The sequence below is a fragment of the Haloferax sp. Atlit-48N genome (assembly GCF_003383015.2).
In the GTDB taxonomy this organism is placed as follows: Archaea; Halobacteriota; Halobacteria; order Halobacteriales; family Haloferacaceae; genus Haloferax; species Haloferax volcanii.
In genome coordinates this window covers 103808-124709 of the sequence record NZ_CP137692.1, presented here as the reverse complement: position 1 = coordinate 124709, position 20902 = coordinate 103808, and the positions used below count along the sequence as shown (strand labels likewise).

Below are 20902 nucleotides of genomic sequence, written 5' to 3'. Positions count from 1 at the left end.
TCGCGACCAGAAGACCGTGTTCGACTGCTCTTCCGCGTCTCGACTCGTCCGGTCGGTACGAAGTGTTCGTCTATCGACGACGAACTCGGTCGGCCCGGTCGTGCGCGGACGACATTCGAACTTCGGCGTTCGGAACTGTGTCGCTTGACCGCACTTGCATTACACACATAGCCTCGTAATAGAATTCGGCTCGTCCGTCGGGGTGATAGTCGTCGTCCGCCCTTCGGTGAGGCGTCTCGGTTGCGGTGACGATTTCGGAGACTAGCTGGAATCTCGTGCCTCGTCGAATATTCGTCGACTGATTATCTATTCGCGTTCTTATATAGTCAATACTGCGGGCTATCAGTTGTTGTCTCTGGACTCCTCGATGTTCCGCTCTCGCAACTTTTGGGGGCGTGTTGACCGTCCGATGGTCGAAAACGTCACTCTCGGCTGGCGGACGGCGTCGACGGTCCGAGTGCTGCTTCGACACCGCGGCGCCGAGATTTGAGAGCGGGGGGAGTCCTCGGCCCACCGCTCGTCCCGTTTCGGGGTCCCCGACTCGACCGCGACGCGGTCGAGACCGCCGGTTCTCCGTTTGTGAACCGGACGGGAGATGTCGACGTGAAGACGACTCCGGCGTGATGTCCGGCGAGGACGCGACCGACTAACTGAACGTCGGGAAGTCGTCGTCGGACTCCTCCATGTTGACGTTGACCTCGATGACGTTGGCGGTGTTGACGACGCTCTCGATGAGTTGTTCGTGGTACTCGGGCTGTTTCATCCGGCGGACGGGCCCGGAGACGCTGATGGAGCCGAGGACGCGTCCGTGGCGGTTCGTTACCGGCGCGCCGATGGCTTGCAGGCCCTTGATTTCCTCCTCGTCGTTGAGCGAGTAGCCCCGGTCGCGAATCGTCTCCAACTCCTCGAAGAGTTCCTCGCGGGTCGTGATGGTCGCCTCGGTCTTCCCCGGCAGGCCGTACTGGTCGATAATCCACTCGACGCGCTCTTTGGGAAGGTGGGCGAGAATCGCCTTTCCGGTCGCCGAGAAGTGGAGGTAGTCGGCGCGCTGGAGCTTGTTCACCTGGTAGTCGCTCCCGACGGCCTTCTCGCCGCTCACCTTGTAGAGGTTGACGCCCAGCCCGTGCTGTTCGGTCGCTAAGTGGGCGTACTCGCCGGTCTTCTCCGCGAGCTCCTCGATTTCGGGCTTGCCGATTCGGTAGAGGATGTTCTGGTAGCGGACGTACTCGCCCACGAGGAGGAACTGCAGCGACAGCCGGTAGGTGTCTTCCTCCTTCACGACGAACTTCTCGGCCCGCAGCGTGCTCAAGTAGTTGTAGACGACGCTCTTCGAGAGGTCCAGATGGTTTGCCAACTCGGTCACTCGCGCGCCGTCTAGCTCTTCGAGCGCACGAACGACATCGAACGCACGAGACACCGTCTTCAGGGTCCGCGGCGAACCGGTCGTGTGTTCGTCTGCCATAGTCCAGTTCGAAGCTCCCGAGCCATAGATGTTTGTATTTGACGAACGTTCACTTTCGAGAGAACCGATAAAACGCACGGATTACCGCAACGTAGCGCTATTTCGGGGCCAACGAAACTGAATTCGGTCTTCTAACGGGCTGAAACAGCGAATCCGACCGCTAATTCGTTCTGTTCTCATTCCACAAACGATGCGGTGTGTTACGTGACTCGATTCGCCTCGAACTGTGAGAATAGCGGGTCTTCAGCGGCTCTACTTGATGATTCGTGTTTCGCCCGAGCGAGCGGTTTCGACGACGCGGCCGTCGCGGAGATGCGGGAGTCAGCCGACTCGGACTCACCAGTCGCGGTGGTTCATCGGAGCACGGAAACGAACACGACAGTCGTCGAGCGGGCGGTCTCGTCACTCGGTCGCGAGGTCGGCGAGCGCGCCGGCGAGTACGCGGGTCGCGTCGGCGCAGTCCTCCCAGTCGGTCCACTCGCGGGGGTTGTGCGAGATGCCGTCGCGGGAGGGGGCAAAGAGCAGCGCGGCGTCGGTGACGGCCGCGACGTGCATGGTGTCGTGGCCCGCCCCGGAGTGGAGGTCGAGGGTGTCGAGGTCGGCATCGGCCCCGGCGTCGTGGAGCGCGGCGCGGCAGCGCTCGCTCATCTCGACGGGCTTGCGGTCCCACGGGTGCGAGAGCGCGGTTTCGACCGGGCGCTCGGCCTCGATGCGGTCGAGGCTCGCTTCCGCCTCGTCGATGACGTACTCGATGGAGTCGTACGCCACGTCGCGGATGTCGACGGTCAGGTCGACCTGCCCGGCGATGACGTTGGGCGCGTTCGGCGAGACTTCGAGTTTGCCGACGGTTCCGACCGCGGTCTCCGAGACCTCGCCGCGCTCGTTCGTCGCGCGCTCCACGTCGAGGACGAACTCGCTGGCGGCGGCGAGCGCGTCCGAGCGGTCGCCCATGAGCGTCGACCCCGCGTGGTCGGCCTCACCCGTGATTTCGACGGCACAGCGCGAGAGGCCGACGATGCTCGTGACGACGCCGGCCGGGACCGCCGCGTCTTCGAGGCGCTCTGACTGCTCGATGTGGAGCTCTATCCACGCGTCCCAGTCGGCGGCGTCGACGCGCCCGTCGCCCCGGTAGCCGATGTCCGCGAGGGCGTCACCGAGCGGAATCCCGTCGTCGTCCTCGATATCGAGCGCCTCCGCGACGCCCAGTTCCCCGACGGCGACCGCCGACCCGATGAGGCCGCCGCCGAACCGCTGGCCCTCCTCCTCGGTGAAGTTGACGACCTCGACGGGGCGGACCGGCTCGACGCCGGCGTCCTGCATCGCGCGGACGCTCTCCAGCCCCGCGTAGACGCCGAGCGGGCCGTCGAAGATGCCGCCCTCGGGGACCGAATCGAGGTGGCTCCCCGTGGCGACGGGGGCCGCGTCGGGGTCCGCGCTCTCGGGTTCCCATCGGCCGACGATGTTGCCGACCTCGTCGATGGTGATGGAGAGACCGGCGTCCCGGAGGCGCTCGCAGAAGAACTCTCTCGCCCGCCGGTCCGCCTCGCTGCCGGTCAGGACCGTCCGCCCCCGACCTTCGTCCGTCGGGACGGCCCCGAACTCCGCGTTCGACTCGATGTCGCTGCGGAGTCGCTGCTGATTGACTCGCATGGTTCCCGGATTCGGGACTCACCCTATTTTATTGTTTGGAATTCGGTCACATGCATGACAGTACCGGCCAGTCGCGCACTCTCCGAAATCAGCAGGCACGGTACGCTGGATGTGGGTTCTCGGACTCTGCCCCTACCATGTCTCTCGAAGACGTCCGTCGGCACGGCTCGGTCGCTCGCGACCGACCTGCGGGCCGTCGTCGGGTCGTCGATTTGGACCGTCGCCTGTGGGGTGGTGGGTTGACGTTCTGGGAGTAATCCCGGACGTGACCGGGTGGAATTGGTCATTCCACAGTTCCCTCTCGTCCGGCGCTCGAAATGGTATCTGGTGTTACACCTCTCTCGTCTCGATATGATGATTGTACTCACACAATCACAATTTTTATCACACAGTAGCGGATTTGAGGGTCTGTATGCAAGAGAATGGCAAGGGGAGCGACTCCTCCGACAGCACCGGCGACGGCACGCGTCGCAGTCGGTTCGACCGCCGCACTTTCCTCGGGGCGGCGGCGACGACCGGCGCGGCGGCGCTCGCCGGGTGTACGGGCGGCGGTTCAGACGACAGCACGACCGCAGATTCGGGCACTTCGGGCGGAAGCGACGACACCGAAAGCACCGAGACGACCGCCGCGAGCGGCGGGAAGCAGGGCGGCACGCTCCAGTGGGGCGGCGCGGTGCCGGTGCAGGGTCTCGACCCGCACATCGACACCTCCGCGGCCTCGAAGCGCGTTCTTGAGAACATCTACGAGGAAGTCGTCGCGCTGCAGGACGACTACTCCATCGAACCGCACCTCGCGGAGTCGATGGAGCAGTCCGACGACAACACGCTCCTGACGTTCAACCTCCGGCAGGGCGTCACCTTCCACAACGGCAAGGAGATGACCTCCGAGGACGTGCTGGCGAGCTACGAGCGCGTCCAGAACGGCGACTACCTCGCCACCGGCTTTTTCGACTACGTCGAGGAGCTTCGCGCCCCCGACGACTACACCTTCGAAGTCCAACTCACCGAACCCTTCGCGCCGTTCCTCGCCAAGATGGCGACGGCGGAGCTGTCGGTCATGCCCGCCGAGAACGCCGAGAAGGACATGGTCGAAGAACCCATCGGGACCGGTCCGTACGTGTTCGAGAGCCGCGAAATCGAGACCTCGTTCACGATGTCGCGCAACGAGGACTACTGGGGCGCGTCCGACGAGGACGGCCCGTTCATCGACACCATCGTCAAAAGCGAGGTGCCGGACCCGAGCGTCCGCCTCCAATCGTTCCTCGCCGGCGAGTACGACTTCGTCAACGGCATCGCGCCGAAGGACGTCTCCCGCGTCGAGCAGGCCCCCGACGTTCGATTCGAGAAGCAGTTCCCGAAATCGCTCGTCTACCTCGGCCTGAACTGCGACGTGGCCCCGTTCGACAACAAGGACGCCCGCCTCGCGCTCGATTACACCATCGACAAGGAGAAGGTCGCTGAAGCGGCGCTCTACGGCACCGGCCAGACCACCGCGTCCCCGGCGACGCCCGGCAGTCCGTGGGTCAACCCGGACATCGAGCCGCGCCCGCGTGACCTCGACAAGGCCCAAGAGCACCTCGACGCCGCCGGTATGTCCGACGGCTTCACGGCGACGTTCAAGATTCCGCAGTCCTACCCGACGCAGGTGCAGGCCGCGGAGGTCATCGCCGCCGACGCCGCCGAGGTCGGCATCAACCTCGAAATCCAGCAGATTACGTGGAGCACGTGGCTCTCGGACGTCTACTCCAACCGCGACTTCCAGGCGACGACGAGCTCCTACCTCGCGCTCTGGTACCCCGACGTGTCGTTCTACAAGTTCCTGCACCCCAACGGGGCGTTCTTCTTCACCAACTGGGTGAACGAGGACTACAACGCGCTCGTCGAGGAGGCGCGCACCATCTACGACGAACAGGAGCGCGCCGACCTCTACCACCAGGCGACGGAGATTCTCCACGAGGAGCGCGCCGGCCACCTCTTCCTGTGGTGGCAGCCGAGTCTCTACGGGGCCGCCTCGCAGTACAAAGGCGATATCGGCGCGCCCGACGGGTCGACGCTCCAGTTCGGAGACAACTGGCTCGACCGCTAACAGAGATTCCACACAATGTCGATGTACAACTACGTCGTTCGGCGCGTCGGGTTCATGGCGGTGACGCTGTTTTTCGTCACGCTCATCGCCTTCGCCGTCACCAACATCCTGCCCGGTGACGTGGCCCTGCTCATCTTGGGCCCCAACGCGACCGAACAATCGCTCGAAGCGCTCCAAACCCAACTGGGACTCAACCGCCCGCTGTACGTGCAGTACATCGACTGGGTCGTCGGGCTCCTCCAGGGGAATATGGGCGAATCGCTCCGGTTCGGTGAGCCCGTGGCACAGCTCATCGCCGAGCGGCTTCCACGGTCGATGATGCTCGCGGTCGCCGCGACGCTCGTCGCCGTCGTGCTGTCGGTGCCGCTCGGCGTCTACGCCGCCGTCAACCAGAACGAAGCGCCCGACGTGAGCGCTTCGATGTTCGCCTTCGTCGGCATCTCGATGCCCATCTTCCTGTGGGGGCTGGTGTTCATCCTGGTGTTCGCCGTCTGGCTGAACCTCTTTCCGACCGGGGGGTACGTCTCCCCGAGCGAGGACCTCGTCGGGTCGCTCACGCGACTCGTCCTCCCCGCGGGGGCGATGGGCTTCGCGCTCACCGCCTACATCATGCGGATGACCCGGTCGTCGATGCTGGAGGTGCTGAGCGAGGAGTACATCAATCTCGCGCGTGCGAAGGGGATGAGCCAACGGGTCATCGTCCTCCGCCACGCGCTCAAGAACGCAATCATCCCCGTCATCACGGTCATCGCGTTCCAGTTCAGCTACGCGTTCGGCGGGGTCGTCGTGTTAGAAGAGGTGTTCTTCTGGCCCGGCATCGGTCGGCTGACGCTGACCGCGATTCAGAGCCGCGACATCCCCCTGATTCAGGGGTGCATCCTCGTGGTCGCACTCATCTACATGTTCTCGAACTTCGCCGCAGACCTGCTGTACGCGTACTTCGACCCCCGTATCCGCTACGGAGGTGACGACTGATGGCGACCGAACAGGAGACCGACCGCGGTCGCTTCACCATCACGCAGTCACAGCGCGACCGCATCGCCCGGTTCGTCCGGAAGTTCCGCAGTAACACGAAGGCGATGCTCGGCTTCTCCATCGTGGTGCTGCTCGTACTCGTCGCCATCTTCGCGCCGGTTATCGCGCCGTACCCCATCGACGCGACGAACATCGAAGACCGCTCGCAGGCCCCGTCGGTCGAACACCCGTTCGGCACCGACGACCTCGGCCGCGACATCTTCAGCCGCGTCGTCATGGGCAGCCGCATCTCGCTGTACGTCGGCTTCGGCGCTATCTCCGGCGCGCTCGCGGTCGGCGCGGTCGTCGGCGTCGTCGCCGGCTACGCCGGCGGGCTAACCGACGAGATACTGATGCGCGTCATGGACGCCGCGATGGCGTTCCCGCCGGTGTTGCTCGCGCTCACGCTCTTGGTCGTTCTCGGCCCGGAGTTGAGTAACGTCATCATCGCGCTCGCGTTCGTCTACACGCCGTACATCGCCCGCGTCTCGCGGAGCGCGGCGCTGGCCGAACGCAACGAGGCGTACGTCGAGGCCGCAATCGCCCGCGGCGAGAGCGACTCGCGCATCGTCTTCAGCGAGGTGTTCCCGAACTGCATGGCTCCCATGCTGGTGCAGGGGTCGCTGAACGTCTCGTTCGCCATCCTCGCGGAGGCGAGCCTGTCGTTCCTCGGCCTCGGCGCGCAACCCCCGCGGCCGTCGTGGGGGCTGATGATCAACACCGGTCGCGGCTTCATGGAGACCGCGCCGTGGATGTTGTTGTTCCCCGCGCTGGCTATCGGCATCGCCGTCGTCGGGTTCAACATGCTCGGCGACGGACTGCGTGACGTGCTCGACCCCAAAGTGGAGGCGATAGAATGAGCGCACCCAGTACCGCGACCGACGCCGAGGCCGACGACGGCCCGCTGCTCGACGTGCGCGGACTCAGAACCGAGTTCCACACCGAGGGCGGACCCATCGTCGCCTCCAACGAGGTGTCGTTCTCGCTCGACCGCGGCGAGACCATGGGTCTCGTCGGTGAATCGGGCGCGGGCAAGTCCGTGACGGCGCGGTCGCTCATGCGCCTCATCGACTCGCCCGGCGAAATCACCGGCGGACAGGTCGTCTTCGACGGCGAAGACCTCCTCCAGAAGACGGAAGCCGAGATGCGCGACATCCGCGGCAACCGCATCGCGATGATTCCGCAGGACCCGATGTCGTCGCTCAACCCGGTGATGACCGTCGGCGAGCAGATTACGGAGACGATTCGCCGCCATCAGGACGTCTCCAAGTCGGAGGCACGCCAGCTCGCCATCGAGTCGATGGACGATGTCGGCATTCCCGACGCCGAAGAGCGCATCGACGACTACCCCCACGAGTTCTCCGGGGGGATGCGCCAGCGCGTCCTCGTCGCCATCGGCTTCTCCTGCGAGCCGGACCTCATCATCGCCGACGAGCCGACCACCGCGCTCGACGTGACGACGCAGGCGAAGATTCTCGACCTGCTCAACGAGATGCAGGAGCGCGAGGGGACGGCCGTGCTGATGATTACCCACAACCTCGGCGTCGTCGCCCAGACGTGTGACCACGTCGGCGTCATGTACGCCGGGAACCTCGTGGAGACGGCCGAACTCGGCGACCTGTTCGACCGCCCGCGACACCCCTACACCCGCTCGCTCATCGACTCCATCCCGGAGGTCGACACCGACTACGACGAACTGCCGACGCTCGACGGCGCGATGCCCGACCTCGGGGACCTCCCGAGCGGCTGTAACTTCGCGCCGCGGTGTCCGCACGCCACCGAGGCGTGTCGGACCGGCGGCGACCCGTCGCTCGACCCCGTCGGCGACGGCTCGTCGCGCGCGGCGTGTCTCCACGCCGACGACCTCGACCTCTCGGAGAGCACGGTCCCCGAAGCCGGGGCCGGTCGCCGCGACATCGACCGCACCGGCGAGCCGCTGTTCGAGGTGCGGAACCTGAAGAAGTACTTCGACGCCGGCGAAGGAATCCTCGGCAACGTCCACCTCTCGTGGGAGGGCGGCGGCCTGCCGACCGTCGAACGGCGGCACGTCAAGGCCGTCGACGACGTGAGTTTCGACGTCTACCCCGGCGAGACCGTCGGGCTCGTCGGCGAGTCCGGCTGCGGGAAGTCCACGGTCGCTCGCACCGCGCTCCGGCTCCTCGAACCGACCGACGGCGAGGTGTACTTCGAGGGCCAGCCGCTCCACGAACTCGGCTCCTCGGAGATTCGGAGTCTGCGCCGCGAGATGCAGATGATATTCCAGGACCCCCAGAGCTCGCTCAACCCGCGGAAGACCGTCGGCCAAATCGTCGGGCGCGCGATGGAGAAACACGGCATCGCCACCGGCGAGGAAAAGCGCGAGCGCGTGGGCGACCTGCTCGAACGCGTCGGCCTCTCGCGGGCCGCCGCGAGCAAGTACCCCCACGAGTTCTCCGGCGGCCAACAACAGCGCGTCGCCATCGCGCACGCGCTCGCGGTCGAACCGAAGCTCATCGTCTGCGACGAGCCCGTGTCGGCGCTCGACGTGAGCGTGCAGGCGCAGATTCTCAACCTCCTGAACGAGATTCAGGAAGACGAGAACATCTCGTTCCTGTTCATCTCGCACAACATCGGCGTCATCCGGCACATCTGCGACCGCGTGGCCGTGATGTACCTCGGGAAAATCGCGGAGTTCGGGAGCATCGAGCAGGTGTTCTCGCCGCCGTTCCACCCCTACACGGAGAGCCTCCTGTCCGCGGTCCCCCACGCGAACCCGGACCGCGAGACGGACCGCATCCTGCTGGAGGGGAGCGTCCCGAGTCCCATCAACCCGCCGTCGGGCTGCCCGTTCCAGACGCGCTGTCCGAAGAAAATCGGCGACGTCTGCGAGCAGGACCTCCCGGAACTCGAAGCCGTCGACGGCGGCGACCACTACATCTCCTGTCACCTCTCCGACGAGGAGATGAGCCAACGCGACTCGTTTATCACGCCGTCGAAGCGCGCGGAGACCAGCCCGGCCGACTCGGACTGACGCCGCCCGCGCGGTCACTTTTTTAGCGCCGCGGTCGACTCAGTACTTGACGCCGAACTCCAGAATCTCGTCCGGGTAGTCACCGAACTGCGCGTCCGTCTCCCGTCGAATCTGGGCTTTCGCGCGCCGCGCCTCCGAGAGCAGGCCGCGCAGGTCGGCCACCGGGTCGTCGGAGAGGTCGACACGGAGGTTGTGGTAGAACTCCGGCGTCGGCGCGTGGACGAGCAGCGCGGCGCTCAGCTCGCCGCGGTCGTCGCCGCCCGCCGATTCGCCGGCTTCGAGCGCCGAGACGAGTCGCTCGGCCATGTCGCCGTCGGCGGCCTCGTAGGCTTCGGCGGTCGCCTCGACGACACCCTCCCCGGCGAGCATATTGCCCGCAACGGTGTAGTCGTCGCCGACGCGGTGGCCGGCCCACGAGACGCACTCGCCGCCGGTGAAGGCGAACTCGCCGCCCGCGCCGACGCCGTGGACTTGTCGGTAGGCGGCGTGGTCGTCGTCGTCGAGGAGCGATTCGAAGGCGTCGTCGATGCGCTCGCCGGCTTCCGCGCGGGCGACCGCGTCGCGGCCGTGTTCGGGCTTCGTGTACGACTGCGTGACCGCCGCGCCGCCGGCGCTCACGTAGGGGCAGGTCGCGCCGACGGCGACGGTTCCGGTCGTCACCGCCGCGCCGTAGACGTTCGCCTCGGGGTCGCGCGCCGCTATCGAGAAGGTTCCTGGGACGTGTCGCATGGGTTCGATACTGGTTTCCGGTCACGCTCGCGCGGTAAATAGTCTCCTCTCGCAGCGCGTGGTAACGGTGGTGGCCTCCCGATTTCGTCGGCTTCGAGTCTCTTCTCGCTTCTCACAGACTACGCAGTATTTCGAATAAACATCAATTCTTAACAAAATCATTTCTTAGACTCGAACTATTTTAACTCGAATATTCTTATATTCTCTTTGAATATTTATATTATTCCTGAATATTAATTTTCCTGCCACAATACAACTCTCTTGTCGTCAATCGCCACGTAGTATTCGTGAAATCAGCAATACCACTGTCTCTCACGAGACGACAGTCGCCTCCAACGCTTATGTTGTCGCGGTGGCAAAATCGACGTATGAGACTCGGCATCGGTCGAACCGGCGTGGTGATTCTCGTCGCGCTGTTCGTCATCCTCGGCGCGGAGGACGTGTACGTTTGGGCTATCGCCGGGACCGTTCCCGGCGTCGAGTTCTTCTTGGCGCTCGTGTTCGTCCTCGCGGTCGCCTTCGTGGCGATTCGGGAGGCGCGGGCGCACCCGCCGAGCCGATAGTCGCTCGCGGGGCGGGCGACTCCCGCCTGCTACTCCCGCCGTTTTCGACAGTGTAGCGGCGCTTCGCAACACGCGGAGCGATAGGCCGACGACTCGCGGACCAGTTTACACTCGCGGTAGCGGTAGGCAACGTCAGCGCCGCAGGCCTCGCAAGAGAGGGTGTACTTCGGCTCCGCGAACCGGCGGACGCGAACCGGGGCGTCGACCGCCTCGGCGCGGCGTTTGAACGCCGGTCCGTGGTCGGTCGCGCCGAACGCCTGAAACTGCTCGACGTGGACGAGTTCGTGTCGGAGCGTCGCGGACCACTCCTCGCGGTCGAACGACTCGAACGCCCGCCACGACAGCGACATCGTGCATTCGGGCGGCGTCGACTCTCCGAACCCGTTCGCCCGTGCACTCCAGTCGATAGCCCTCCCGACGCTGGCGTTCTCGATGGTCGGGGTCTTCACCGCGGCCGCGCGACGTTTCGCCCGCGTGGACACTTCCCAGCAGACGGGGCCGAGCATCACGTCGAAACCGTGCGCTGCGACCGCGCGCGTGCAGTACGCCCGAGACCACCGAATCAACTCCTCGTGACTCTCGACTGCGTCGTACGCTTCGGCCGCCCGCTTCGTTCCGTGGGTCACGCTCAGGTTCGCCGTTCGAAACCGACGGTCATGGCTGTTTCGCCTCCGCTGAGCGTTCTGTTGACGCTGGCTTGGCCTCGCAGTGACCACGGCCTTCGCTGAGTCTCGCGGGGGCGGTTGCCAGCCTTCTCCTTGCCGAGGTTGTGTTCGCGAAATGTGGGTTTCGGGGTTAATACGTCGACTTACACATTTCGACGCATACCTACCTTCGGAAGTAAGATATCTTAGATATTTTCTAAGCTGATATTTCGATTCTACCTCCGAAACCCGTGGTTCTGAGAACGAACCACTAACGAGCGACGCTTGCTTTCTTGGTATCGAAGACTTGCTCGACCGGTCGGTGGGTTCGAGTTGTGACTTTCCCTTGTAGACTGTCAGTTATTACTATCTATCTGACTGTGAGTATTTTTCGGCTAGTCGAGCATTAGCCTTCATGACCGAATACCTGAACGATATTCGTGATTGAGGTTTCACTGTCGATGTCGACCGCCAGTACCGGACAGGCTGGCACGTCTTCACGGTGTATTCTTGTCTAAGATTATCAATAGTATCTGGCGTGAACCGCTGCTTGACGATGCAGCGTTTGGACTGTATGGAACCGTAGACTGCTCCGGTTCTCTGCTGACTCCCGGAGAAACACGACCTCCTAACCGATGTATTTCTCGGGGGAATTACGGAATTAGTTGACTGCTACCCTTCGATTTTGCTTGGTCGGTATGTTTGACTACGTTGAGCGAAAGTTCATCTAAACGCATCCCACGCTCACCACATGCGTGTCACTCAGTTCCACAGCCGTAAGCCAGTCGCCGCGCGCGCGGTGCCGATACGTGTGTATATTAATCGAAATACTACTCCTTCGAACGACCTGTCAAACTCACTTGCCCGGTTCACGAGTTCGACCTCGAATCCTCGACGTCTAATTACATGTCTATGTGTGTAATCTCATTCGCCTTTTTCCACCGACCACCCCACAGAGCCACATATACAGATAGTTCATCGTTGTTCACCATTAGAAAACACTCTCCAACCCACGACCGGTCTATCTATCCACTATGTTGCCTCTCATGAACTTCATAGGCATCTATTCGGGTCTCCGTACCCGTATCTCTATCTCTCGCACCCGAGTTGTTAACTAATAGAAAATCTATCAGTCGATAGAGAGTTTATTCTCCACGTCCTTCGCTCCGCTGACGACCAATCCGACGGTGTCCTCTTCGAGACGCTTTCCGCTCATTCGCGGAGGAGGGCCGAGGACTTCGATTGCGCCCAACGGGCGACCGTCGTCGTCGAGGACCGGTGCGGCGACGCCGCGATAGTCGTCCGATTGCTCCTGTCTGTCGTATGCGACTCCTTGGTCGCGAATCGCTTGGAGCTTGGACTGCAACTCGTTGCGTTCGGTAATCGTATTCGCAGTCTCCGAGGAGAGCGAGTCGTGGTCGAGGAACTCCGCAACCTCGTTTTTGTCCATATTGGCGAGGAGTACCTTCCCGGCCGCCGTCGCGTGCAATGGTCGTATCTCCCCCTCCTGGTCCGGAGTGTCTACATCCGCTGGCACGGCCGTGAACATGTAGAGGCAGTTCCACTCACTACCCTGTCCCGGAACGACCAGACAGACCTGCTCTCGCATGGTGTTGGCCAGTTCGACCACCCGTGACCGGGCGACCTCGTATATCCGCTGGCGTCGCCTCGCGTAGACGCCGAAACTCACGAGTTCGAGTCCGATTTCGTACCCCCCGTCACGTCGCATGACGTAGCCGATAGCTTCGAGCGTCGCGAGGTGCTTGTGGACCGCCGGTTTCGAGAGGTCGAGCGCCCGCGCAATCTCCGTCAACGTCGGCCGGTCGCGACTCCGTACCGTCTCGAGGATTCGATGGCTCGTCATCGTCGCCTTGATTCCGTAGTCGTCTGCGCTGGGCATACCCTCCGACACTCGACCGACGTACAAATAAGTTGTTAACAGTTAGTGAACGACAGCGGCGGCCGGTCACCACTCGGCGACGCTGCCGTCTTCGTGACGCCACACGGGGTTGTGCCAGTTGACCGGGCGTTCGGCCTGCTTTCGGATGTACTGTTCGTCCATCTGTATTCCAAGCCCGGGTTCGTCAGGAACCGCAACGTAGCCGTCTTCGTACTCGAACGCACTCTTGTCTTCGAGATAGTCCAGCACGTCGTTCCGTTGGTTGTAGTGGATGTTGAGGCTCTGTTCTTGGATGAGCGCGTTGGGAGAACAGGTGTCCACCTGGAGGCACGAGGCGAGCGCAATCGGCCCGAGCGGACAGTGTGGTGCGAGTGCGACGTCGTACGCCTCGGCCATCGCTGCGATTTTTTTGACTTCGGTAATACCACCCGCGTGGCTGAGGTCTGGCTGAACCAGATCGACCGCGCCGTTCTCGAACACCTGCTTGAAATCCCAGCGCGAGTACATTCGCTCGCCCGTCGCAATCGGAATCGTCGTGTGGTGTGCGATTTCCGGGAGCACGTCGTTGTGTTCGGGGAGAACGGGCTCTTCGATGAACATCGGCTCGTACGGTTCGAGCGCCTTCGCCAGCCGCTTCGCCATGGGCTTCGAGACGCGCCCGTGGAAGTCGACGCCGATGTCGATTTCGGGGCCAACGGCTTCCCTGACCTCTTCGAGTCGATTGACCGCTGCTTGGACCGACGCGGGCGTGTCAATCCGTTCGAGTTCCGCCGTGGCGTTCATCTTCACGGCGGTCAGCCCCGCCTCGACTTTCAGTTCGGCCTGTTCTGCGACCTCTGAGGGGCGGTCCCCGCCAATCCACTGATAGACACGCATTCGGTCTCGCGTCGCCCCCCCGAGCAGTTCGTAGACCGGTGCTCCGAAGCGCTTCCCTTTGATATCCCACAGCGCCTGGTCGATACCCGCAATCGCGCTCATCAACACCGGACCGCCGCGATAGAACCCGCCCCGGTACATCGCTTGCCAGTGGTCTTCTATTGCCGCAGGGTCCGTTCCAAGGACGTAGTTGTCCATCAACTCCTCGACGGCGGCCCTGACGCTGTGGGCGCGCCCCTCCACGACTGGTTCGCCCCAGCCGACGACGCCGTCGGTCGTCTCCAACTTGAGAAACAGCCATCGCGGTGGCACCTCGAACAGTTCATACTCTGTAATCTTACTCATGGGGTTCGATACGTATTCGTTGGGGTGTCCCTCGAAAAAATCTTTCTCTCGGACTGTGACGCCGGTGCCCGCCTTCGAACCCTCGATATTATAACTACTCGTCCATGATGTGCAACTCGTATGTCGTTAGAAGCGTTCCTCGATGATTTCGAGCGCCGTAACTGGCAGCGTGTTTCCGACGGGACGGTCCGCATCGCAGTCATCGGGCTCGGGTGGTGGACCGTCGACCAAGCGATTCCAGCTATCGGCGCGTCCGAGTTGTGCGAGACGACCGTCACCGTCAGCAGTACCTCGGAGAAAGCGAAACGGGTTGCGGCCGGCGTCGAAACGGCGACACACGGTCTCTCGTACGACGAGTTCCACGCCGGCGAAGCCGCCGACGCCTACGACGCGGTGTACATCTGCTCGCCCAATGCGCTTCATCTCCCGTATGCGCGAACGGCCGCCGAGTTGGGAAAGGCCGTCCTCTGCGAGAAACCGATCGAAGCCAGTAGTGAACGCGGGCAGCAGATGGTCGATGCGTGTGACGAGGCGGGCGTTCCGCTTATCGTCGGCTACCGCATGCACACCGAACCCGCGATTCGACGCGCGCGAAAGTTGATTCGCGACGGCGTCATCGGCGACCCGGTCCACGCGATCGGGACGAACTCGCAAGCGATGCTCGAACTGATTTCCGACCCGAATCAATGGCGGCTCGACCCCGAACTGGCGGGGCCGGGGGCGACCGTCACGGACATCGGCATCTATCCGCTCAACACCTGCCGGTTCCTGCTCGATTCCGATCCGGTTGCCGCGCAGGCGTTCATGCAATCTTCTCACGACGCGTTCGACCAGGTACCCGACGAGCACAGCTCGTTCATGGTGGAGTTCGACGACGGAACGTACTTGGCCGCGACCGCCAGTCAAAACGCCCAAGCGACGACGAGCCTCCGAATCGTCGGGACCAACGGCGAGATTCTCGTCGAGCCTGCCTTCCACATGGAAACCGAAATCCGAGTGACGCGCGACGACGTTTCGGTCACGCTCGACACGCCGCAGGTCAATCAGATGACCGAGTTGTTCGACTACGCCGCAGACCGCATCTTGACCGACGCACCGATCGGTCCCGACGGCGAACACGGCGTCCTCGATATGCGACTCATCGAGGCCGTCTACGACGCAGGCGAGTCCGGCCGTGTGGTCACGCTCGACTGAGCCGTCGGCTCGACGGGTCGAGATGGTATCGAGGGATGGGGCGACCACCGCGTTTAAACCGTTCGTCCGAGAGGAGCTAGTATGAGCCACCACCCAGCACGCCGCATTCGGGAGACCGGCCTCATCGCCATCATCCGTGGAACCGACGCCGACACGGCGATCGAAACCGTCGAAGCGCTCACGCGCGGCGGCGTCTCGACCGTCGAGATAACCGCGAACACGGACGGCGTCCTCGGCATGCTCCGCGACGTGTCCGCGTCGTTCACGGCGGACGAGGTCACCATCGGCGCGGGAACCGTCCTCGACGGCGAGACAGCTCGCGCGGCGCTGCTCGCGGGTGCGGAGTACTTGGTCACGCCGACGTTCGACGAGGGGGTCATCCGGACCGGTAACAGATACGGTGCCCCTTCGATGGTCGGCATCGCGTCACCGACGGAGGCGGTCAACGCCTACGAGGCCGGTGCCGAGATGGTGAAGGTGTTCCCGGCCGGAACGCTCGGCCCCGAGTTTGTCTCCGCGCTAGGCGGTCCGCTCGGACACATCCCGACGGTTCCGACGGGTGGCGTGGCCCTCGATACCGTCGACGAGTTCTTCGACGCCGGAGCGACTGCCGTCGGTGTCGGCAGCGCAATCGTAGACAACGACGCCGTCTCGCGCGGCGATTTCGCGACCATCGAGACCAACGCGCGTTCCTTCGTCGAAGCGGTTGAACGCGCACGCCGCGACTGACGCACACCCACCGCTCGGAAGTTCGGGGCTCCCGTCTCAGCGCGGTCCGCGCGGCGAACCGAAACGTTCAGCGAAAGTGGTCGTTATCGGTCGATTCCGGCGTCGCCTCCGCGGAGGACGCGTTCGACTTCGTCAGGCGTCACGACCGCGAGGTCGCCGTGAACTGTCCGTTTGAGCGCGGCGGTCGCCGCGCCGTAGGCGAGCGCTGTTTCGACTGGTTCGTCCGCGATGAGCCGCGACAGGAACGCGCCGACAAAGGCGTCGCCGGTCCCGATGGCATCGACCGTGTCCGTCTCGAAGACCGGTTGCTCGTACACCGTTCCGCCGTGTCGGGCGAGTGCACCGTCTTCCCCGCGAGTGACCACGACCGTCTCGAAATCGAAATCGCCGGCCAACTCCGATGCGAGTGTCGGCGCGTCGCCGTCGAGTTCCAGAACAGCGCGGATGTCTCGTTCTGCGGCGACGAGGACGTCGACCTTTGGAAAGAGCGATTCGCACGCGTCGCGTGCGTCGGACGGCGACCAGAGCTTCGACCGGTAGTTGAGGTCGAACGCGGTCGTCGTCCCCGCTTCGGTCGCCGTTTGCAGAAGCTCGCCGGTCGTCTCCCGAAGCGTCTCGGAGAGCGCCGGCGTGATGCCGCTGGTGTAGAACGCCGCCGCGTCTTCCACGATGTCGACAGCGAGTTCGTCCGGTCGCGCGGTCGTGACTGCCGCATCGGCGCGGTCGTATATCACGTTCGTCGGACGCGGCGCGCGCCCCTGTTCGATGTAGTACGCGCCTTGGCGAGCGTCGTCGTCCCAGCGGACGTACGGCTCGACGCCGTGTGTTCGGAGTTCCGTGGTAACGCGTCGACCGAGCGGCGAGTCTGGAAGCTTCGAGAGCCACGCGGCGGAGCAGCCGAGACGGGAGGCGGCGACCGCGACGTTGCTTTCCGCACCGGCGGTCCGGAATTCGAGGGACCGGGCGGTCTCGATTCGCTCGCCCGCCGGCGGGCTCAGCCGAATCATCGTCTCGCCGAACGTGACGAGTTCAGCCGTCATCGACACCCCTCGGCGGCTTGCGACCGGGTCTCGCGTTCGATAGCGGAGGCGTTCACGCCGACAGTTAAGCCGTTCATGTGTTCGCACGACTGTCTCTCACGGTGGTACATAACTGCGGGCGGTGGGGCCGAAATTTGTGACGGCACCCCCGTACGGGAGGACCCGAGTAGTGGATATCAATCGGTGCTCAGACACCGGAAAGAACTATATCTCACTACGTTGATCATTGTGTATGACAGTTGGTGTCTGCTATTTCCCGGAGCACTGGTCGCGAGAGCGCTGGGAGACCGATATCAGTCAGATGGCCGAGGCTGGAATCGAATACGTTCGAATGGGGGAGTTCGCGTGGCGACGAATCGAACCGGAGCGAGGGACGTTCGATTTCGCGTGGTTAGACGAGACCGTCGAACTCATCGGGAAGTCCGGTATGAAAGCGGTTCTGTGCACGCCGACAGCGACGCCGCCGAAATGGCTCGTCGACGAACATCCCGACGTTCGACAGCGAGAGCAAGACGGTGCGCCGCGTGAGTGGGGGAGCCGTCGGTTCACCTGTTTCAACTCACCCACCTACCGTTCCGAGACCGAACGCATCGTTAGCGTGCTGACCGACCGATACGCCGACAACCCCCACGTCGCCGGGTGGCAGACTGACAACGAATTCGGCTGTCACGAGACGGTTACCTGCTACTGCGAGGACTGTGGCGAGGCATTTAGCGAATGGCTCGCCGCTCGCTATGAGAGCGTTGCCGACCTCAACGACGCGTGGGGAACGACGTTTTGGAGCCAGCAGTACGACGATTTCGAGAGTATCGACCCCCCAAAACCGACACCGGCCGCCAACCACCCTTCGCGGGTACTCGCCTACGAACGGTTTAGTAACGACAGCGTGGCCGAGTACAACCGCCTGCACGCAGCCCTCATCCGCGAAGCAAACGACGAGTGGTTCGTCACGCACAACTTCATGGGTGGTTTTTCACTCGACGCCTTTCGCCTCGCCGCCGACCTCGATTTCCTCTCGTGGGACTCCTATCCGACGGGGTTCGTGCAGGACCGACAGCCGGACACGCCGACGGTCGACGAATTACGAGCGGGGAACCCCGACCAAGTGAGCATGAACCACGACCTCCAGCGCGGCGCGAAAGGAAAGCCGTTCTGGGTGATGGAGCAACAGCCGGGAGACATCAACTGGCCGCCGCAGTCGCCGCAACCGGCCGACGGGGCGATGCGCCTGTGGGCTCACCACGCCGTCGCCCACGGCGCGGACGCCGTCGTCTACTTCCGCTGGCGTCGCTGTCGTCAAGGGCAAGAACAGTACCACGCCGGGCTTCGGCGGCAGGACGGCTCTCCGGACCGCGGGTACCGCGAAGCATCGACCGCCGCCGACGAACTGTTCGACTTGGATTCGGTCGATGCGTCAGTCGCGCTCGTCCACGACTACGAGAGCCTGTGGGCGACGCGTTCGCAACCTCTCTCGCCCGACTGGGACTACTGGAACCACTTACGGACGTACTACGATGCGCTTCGCGCCCGCGGCGTGCAGGTCGACATCGTCTCGCCGGAAGCGACTCTCGAACGGTACGACGCGGTCGTCGCACCGACTTTGTATCTCGTCGGCGACGAACTGTCGACCGCGCTGACCGACTACGTCGATTCGGGTGGCTGTCTCCTCCTCGGTGCTCGAACGGGGGAGAAAGACCCGTACAACCGGCTTCACGAGTCGCTCGCGCCGGGACCACTCACCGCTCTCACCGGCGCGCAGGTGGCGCGTCACGAAACGCTTCCCGACCACGTCGAGACGCGACTCTCCTACGACGGTGCGACGTACGAGTTCCGAACGTGGGCTTCGTGGCTGGCCCCCGAAGTCGGAGTTCCACGAGGCGAGTACCGGACGGGTGAAGCAGCCGGAAACACCGCAATCGTGCGGAACGCCGCCGGAGACGGGAGCGTGACGTACTGTGGCTGCTGGCCGGGGGACGACCTTGCCGACGCACTCGTGACAGAGTTACTGGACGCCGCCGGCGTCGAGTACACTGAGCGATTCCCGGACGGCGTGCGCGTGATGGAGCGCGACGGCTATACGTGGGCGCTTAACTTCACGAGCGACCCGGTGACGTTGACCGTCCCCGATTCCACCGGGTTCCTGCTCGGTGAGTCCACCGTCGACGCGTTCGATACCGCGGTACTCGACGGATCCATCCGAGGTGTCGGACTCGCGTCCGAGTGAGTCGGCACGGGACCACTCGCCAACGCGGCTCTCGCCCGGCGTGTTCTCGAACGCCGAAGAGAATAACGGCCGGACCGTGCCCCGATGAGGCACCGACCGGACGCTGGTTCGCCGTCACGGCGCGTTGAACGTCCACTTCTGGTTGTCGCCGCCGACTTCGGTGTACTGGGGTGTTGATTCCTCGCGTGTACACACGCGGAAGCGCGTCACAACTGCGTCTGTGGGGCGTTGAGGGTGTCCGTCTTCGTCTTGAGGGCCGTCCCGGACTGCGCGTCGAAGAGGTAGGCCGCCTCGTCTCGGAAGCTAATTCCGACGCGGTCGCCGGTCTCGGGGCGAATCGACGCGTCGGTTCGGGCGACAATCTCTTCTTGCTAAACCACGGTGATTTGCTGTTCGACGACAACGACGCGCTCCACGTGTACACCGTCGTCGACGGGCAACTCTACGCCGGGGTTGGCGACAGCATCCTCGGGGTGGACCGACTGGACGCTCTACTGTCTCCACGAGGGCCCGTTCTGTGGAGTGGACGGTCGAAAACACGATAGATATCGGTGGGAACACGAGAGGGTCCTGTCGATACCACTCGAACGGCCCCGCGAGAACGGCACGGCGTTCGCACTCCAGGAGTACTCGATTGTGGGACCGAACGACCCGTCTGCACCCTCACTGTCGGTGTCTGACGAGTCGTCGTCGAGTGTCGAACTGTCGTGGACCGAGGCGCGAGGCGCGGAGAGTTACACGCTCCATCGGCGGCCACCCGACGGTGATTTCGAGGTCGTCGCGGACGAAATCGCGGAAAATTCGTTTTACACCCAGTACACCGACGCCGGCGTGAGTTCGGGCAGTGACTACGAGTACAGACTCACGGCCGTCAATAGCGTCGGCAAGACCGACTCGACCATCGTTCGGGTCACGACCGGTGGTTCGTCGAACGCGACGATGGACTAGTCATGTAGATTGTTCACTGTGGGCTAACACTTCGGTGTCGATACCGCCAGCGGGTTTCAAACGGCTCGGTCGTGTGACCGCGATCGGGTCGTTGGACCCGCGGATAGACTGATTCGGCCCATCACGGGGCGAGATAGCGGACTGGCCGGACGGAAGCCCAGCGTCGCTGTAAGATGCTACGCAGCCGGGGTCACAATCTCATCCGCAGTGCGTGAGCTACCTCCGCATTCGGATAGTATGCAAAGCGAATCTGGGCTACTCTGTCGTGCTTCCGTGGCACAGTGTGTTACAAAGGGAGCTTTGTAATATCTGGTTCGTCTGTCAGTCTATCACTCCTCGCGGTTCGACAGGAGGCCGACCCGCCGAACGGTGAATGAGTTTGCGCTCATCGAGAACGATTCTCTTCGAAACCTCCCGTCATTCTAGTTCTTCCCTTCCGGTGATTGCTATAATTCTACAATATACTCTGCGAGGCCCAATGAGGTCAC

Annotated in this window: 16 protein-coding genes; 9 read left to right on the top strand and 7 right to left on the bottom strand. The window is 63.5% G+C overall.

The window, feature by feature from the left end:
• Positions 1-646: 646 nt before the first annotated feature.
• Entirely contained in the window at positions 647-1462 is an 816-nt protein-coding gene (locus tag DEQ67_RS17195; RefSeq protein ID WP_004043255.1) for an IclR family transcriptional regulator, read from the bottom strand.
• A gap of 402 nt (positions 1463-1864) precedes the next feature.
• Entirely contained in the window at positions 1865-3112 is a 1248-nt protein-coding gene (locus DEQ67_RS17190; protein WP_004064586.1) for a Zn-dependent hydrolase, read from the bottom strand.
• Positions 3113-3524: 412 nt separating this feature from the next.
• On the opposite strand from DEQ67_RS17190, the gene DEQ67_RS17185 reads away from it, so the two are divergent.
• Genes DEQ67_RS17185 through DEQ67_RS17170 form a run of 4 tightly spaced genes read left to right on the top strand, consistent with a single transcriptional unit; the run spans position 3525 to position 9222 of the window.
• Positions 3525-5198 (top strand): ABC transporter substrate-binding protein, encoded by a 1674-nt coding sequence (locus DEQ67_RS17185; RefSeq protein ID WP_008605829.1) that lies wholly within the window; start codon positions 3525-3527, stop codon positions 5196-5198.
• Between the two features lie 15 nt (positions 5199-5213).
• Positions 5214-6173: an ABC transporter permease gene (locus DEQ67_RS17180; RefSeq protein ID WP_004064568.1), complete on the top strand. Its 960-nt coding sequence runs from the start codon at positions 5214-5216 to the stop codon at positions 6171-6173.
• Positions 6173-7072, top strand: a complete 900-nt coding sequence (locus tag DEQ67_RS17175) for an ABC transporter permease (RefSeq protein WP_004064566.1) — start codon at positions 6173-6175, stop codon at positions 7070-7072. The genes DEQ67_RS17180 and DEQ67_RS17175 overlap by 1 nt, the downstream gene beginning before the upstream one ends.
• Positions 7069-9222 carry an ABC transporter ATP-binding protein gene (locus DEQ67_RS17170; RefSeq protein WP_115861958.1) on the top strand — a complete coding sequence of 718 codons (2154 nt, stop codon included), beginning with the start codon at positions 7069-7071 and terminating at the stop codon, positions 9220-9222. Before DEQ67_RS17175 ends, DEQ67_RS17170 begins: the two co-directional genes overlap by 4 nt.
• Positions 9223-9261: 39 nt before the next feature.
• Here DEQ67_RS17170 and DEQ67_RS17165 read toward each other — a convergent pair whose 3' ends face one another.
• Positions 9262-9951, bottom strand: a complete 690-nt coding sequence (locus DEQ67_RS17165; RefSeq protein ID WP_004043248.1) for a DUF1028 domain-containing protein — start codon at positions 9949-9951, stop codon at positions 9262-9264.
• Positions 9952-10319: 368 nt separating this feature from the next.
• On the opposite strand from DEQ67_RS17165, the gene DEQ67_RS17160 reads away from it, so the two are divergent.
• Positions 10320-10514, top strand: coding sequence for a hypothetical protein (locus DEQ67_RS17160; RefSeq protein WP_004043247.1), 195 nt, complete (start codon positions 10320-10322; stop codon positions 10512-10514).
• 29 nt (positions 10515-10543) lie between these two features.
• Here DEQ67_RS17160 and DEQ67_RS17155 read toward each other — a convergent pair whose 3' ends face one another.
• The 3 genes from DEQ67_RS17155 to dgoD form a co-directional block, all read right to left on the bottom strand.
• The gene (locus DEQ67_RS17155) at positions 10544-11140 is read right to left on the bottom strand and encodes a SprT-like domain-containing protein (protein WP_004043246.1); all 597 of its coding nucleotides are present in this window, start codon (positions 11138-11140) and stop codon (positions 10544-10546) included.
• A gap of 1147 nt (positions 11141-12287) precedes the next feature.
• Positions 12288-13058, bottom strand: coding sequence for an IclR family transcriptional regulator (locus DEQ67_RS17150; RefSeq protein ID WP_115861956.1), 771 nt, complete (start codon positions 13056-13058; stop codon positions 12288-12290).
• A 66-nt stretch (positions 13059-13124) separates the two neighbouring features.
• Complete coding sequence (gene dgoD, locus DEQ67_RS17145) at positions 13125-14279, bottom strand: galactonate dehydratase (RefSeq protein WP_115861954.1); 1155 nt, start codon at positions 14277-14279, stop codon at positions 13125-13127.
• A 120-nt stretch (positions 14280-14399) separates the two neighbouring features.
• Here dgoD and gfo6 point away from each other — a divergent pair, with 120 nt between their 5' ends.
• Positions 14400-15473: a D-xylose 1-dehydrogenase Gfo6 gene (gene gfo6, locus DEQ67_RS17140; protein WP_115891621.1), complete on the top strand. Its 1074-nt coding sequence runs from the start codon at positions 14400-14402 to the stop codon at positions 15471-15473.
• Positions 15474-15554: 81 nt separating this feature from the next.
• Positions 15555-16202, top strand: coding sequence for a bifunctional 4-hydroxy-2-oxoglutarate aldolase/2-dehydro-3-deoxy-phosphogluconate aldolase (locus tag DEQ67_RS17135; protein ID WP_004064554.1), 648 nt, complete (start codon positions 15555-15557; stop codon positions 16200-16202).
• 83 nt (positions 16203-16285) lie between these two features.
• Here DEQ67_RS17135 and kdgK2 read toward each other — a convergent pair whose 3' ends face one another.
• A complete protein-coding gene (gene kdgK2, locus DEQ67_RS17130; RefSeq protein WP_115803867.1) occupies positions 16286-17242 on the bottom strand; it encodes a 2-dehydro-3-deoxygalactonokinase KdgK2 in 957 nt (318 codons plus the stop codon).
• 301 nt (positions 17243-17543) lie between these two features.
• Between kdgK2 and DEQ67_RS17125 the strand changes: the two genes are divergently transcribed.
• Both DEQ67_RS17125 and DEQ67_RS17120 read left to right on the top strand, forming a co-directional pair.
• Entirely contained in the window at positions 17544-19466 is a 1923-nt protein-coding gene (locus tag DEQ67_RS17125; protein WP_008605805.1) for a beta-galactosidase, read from the top strand.
• A 636-nt stretch (positions 19467-20102) separates the two neighbouring features.
• Positions 20103-20414 carry a fibronectin type III domain-containing protein gene (locus DEQ67_RS17120; protein ID WP_233509324.1) on the top strand — a complete coding sequence of 104 codons (312 nt, stop codon included), beginning with the start codon at positions 20103-20105 and terminating at the stop codon, positions 20412-20414.
• The last annotated feature ends 488 nt before the right edge of the window (positions 20415-20902 follow it).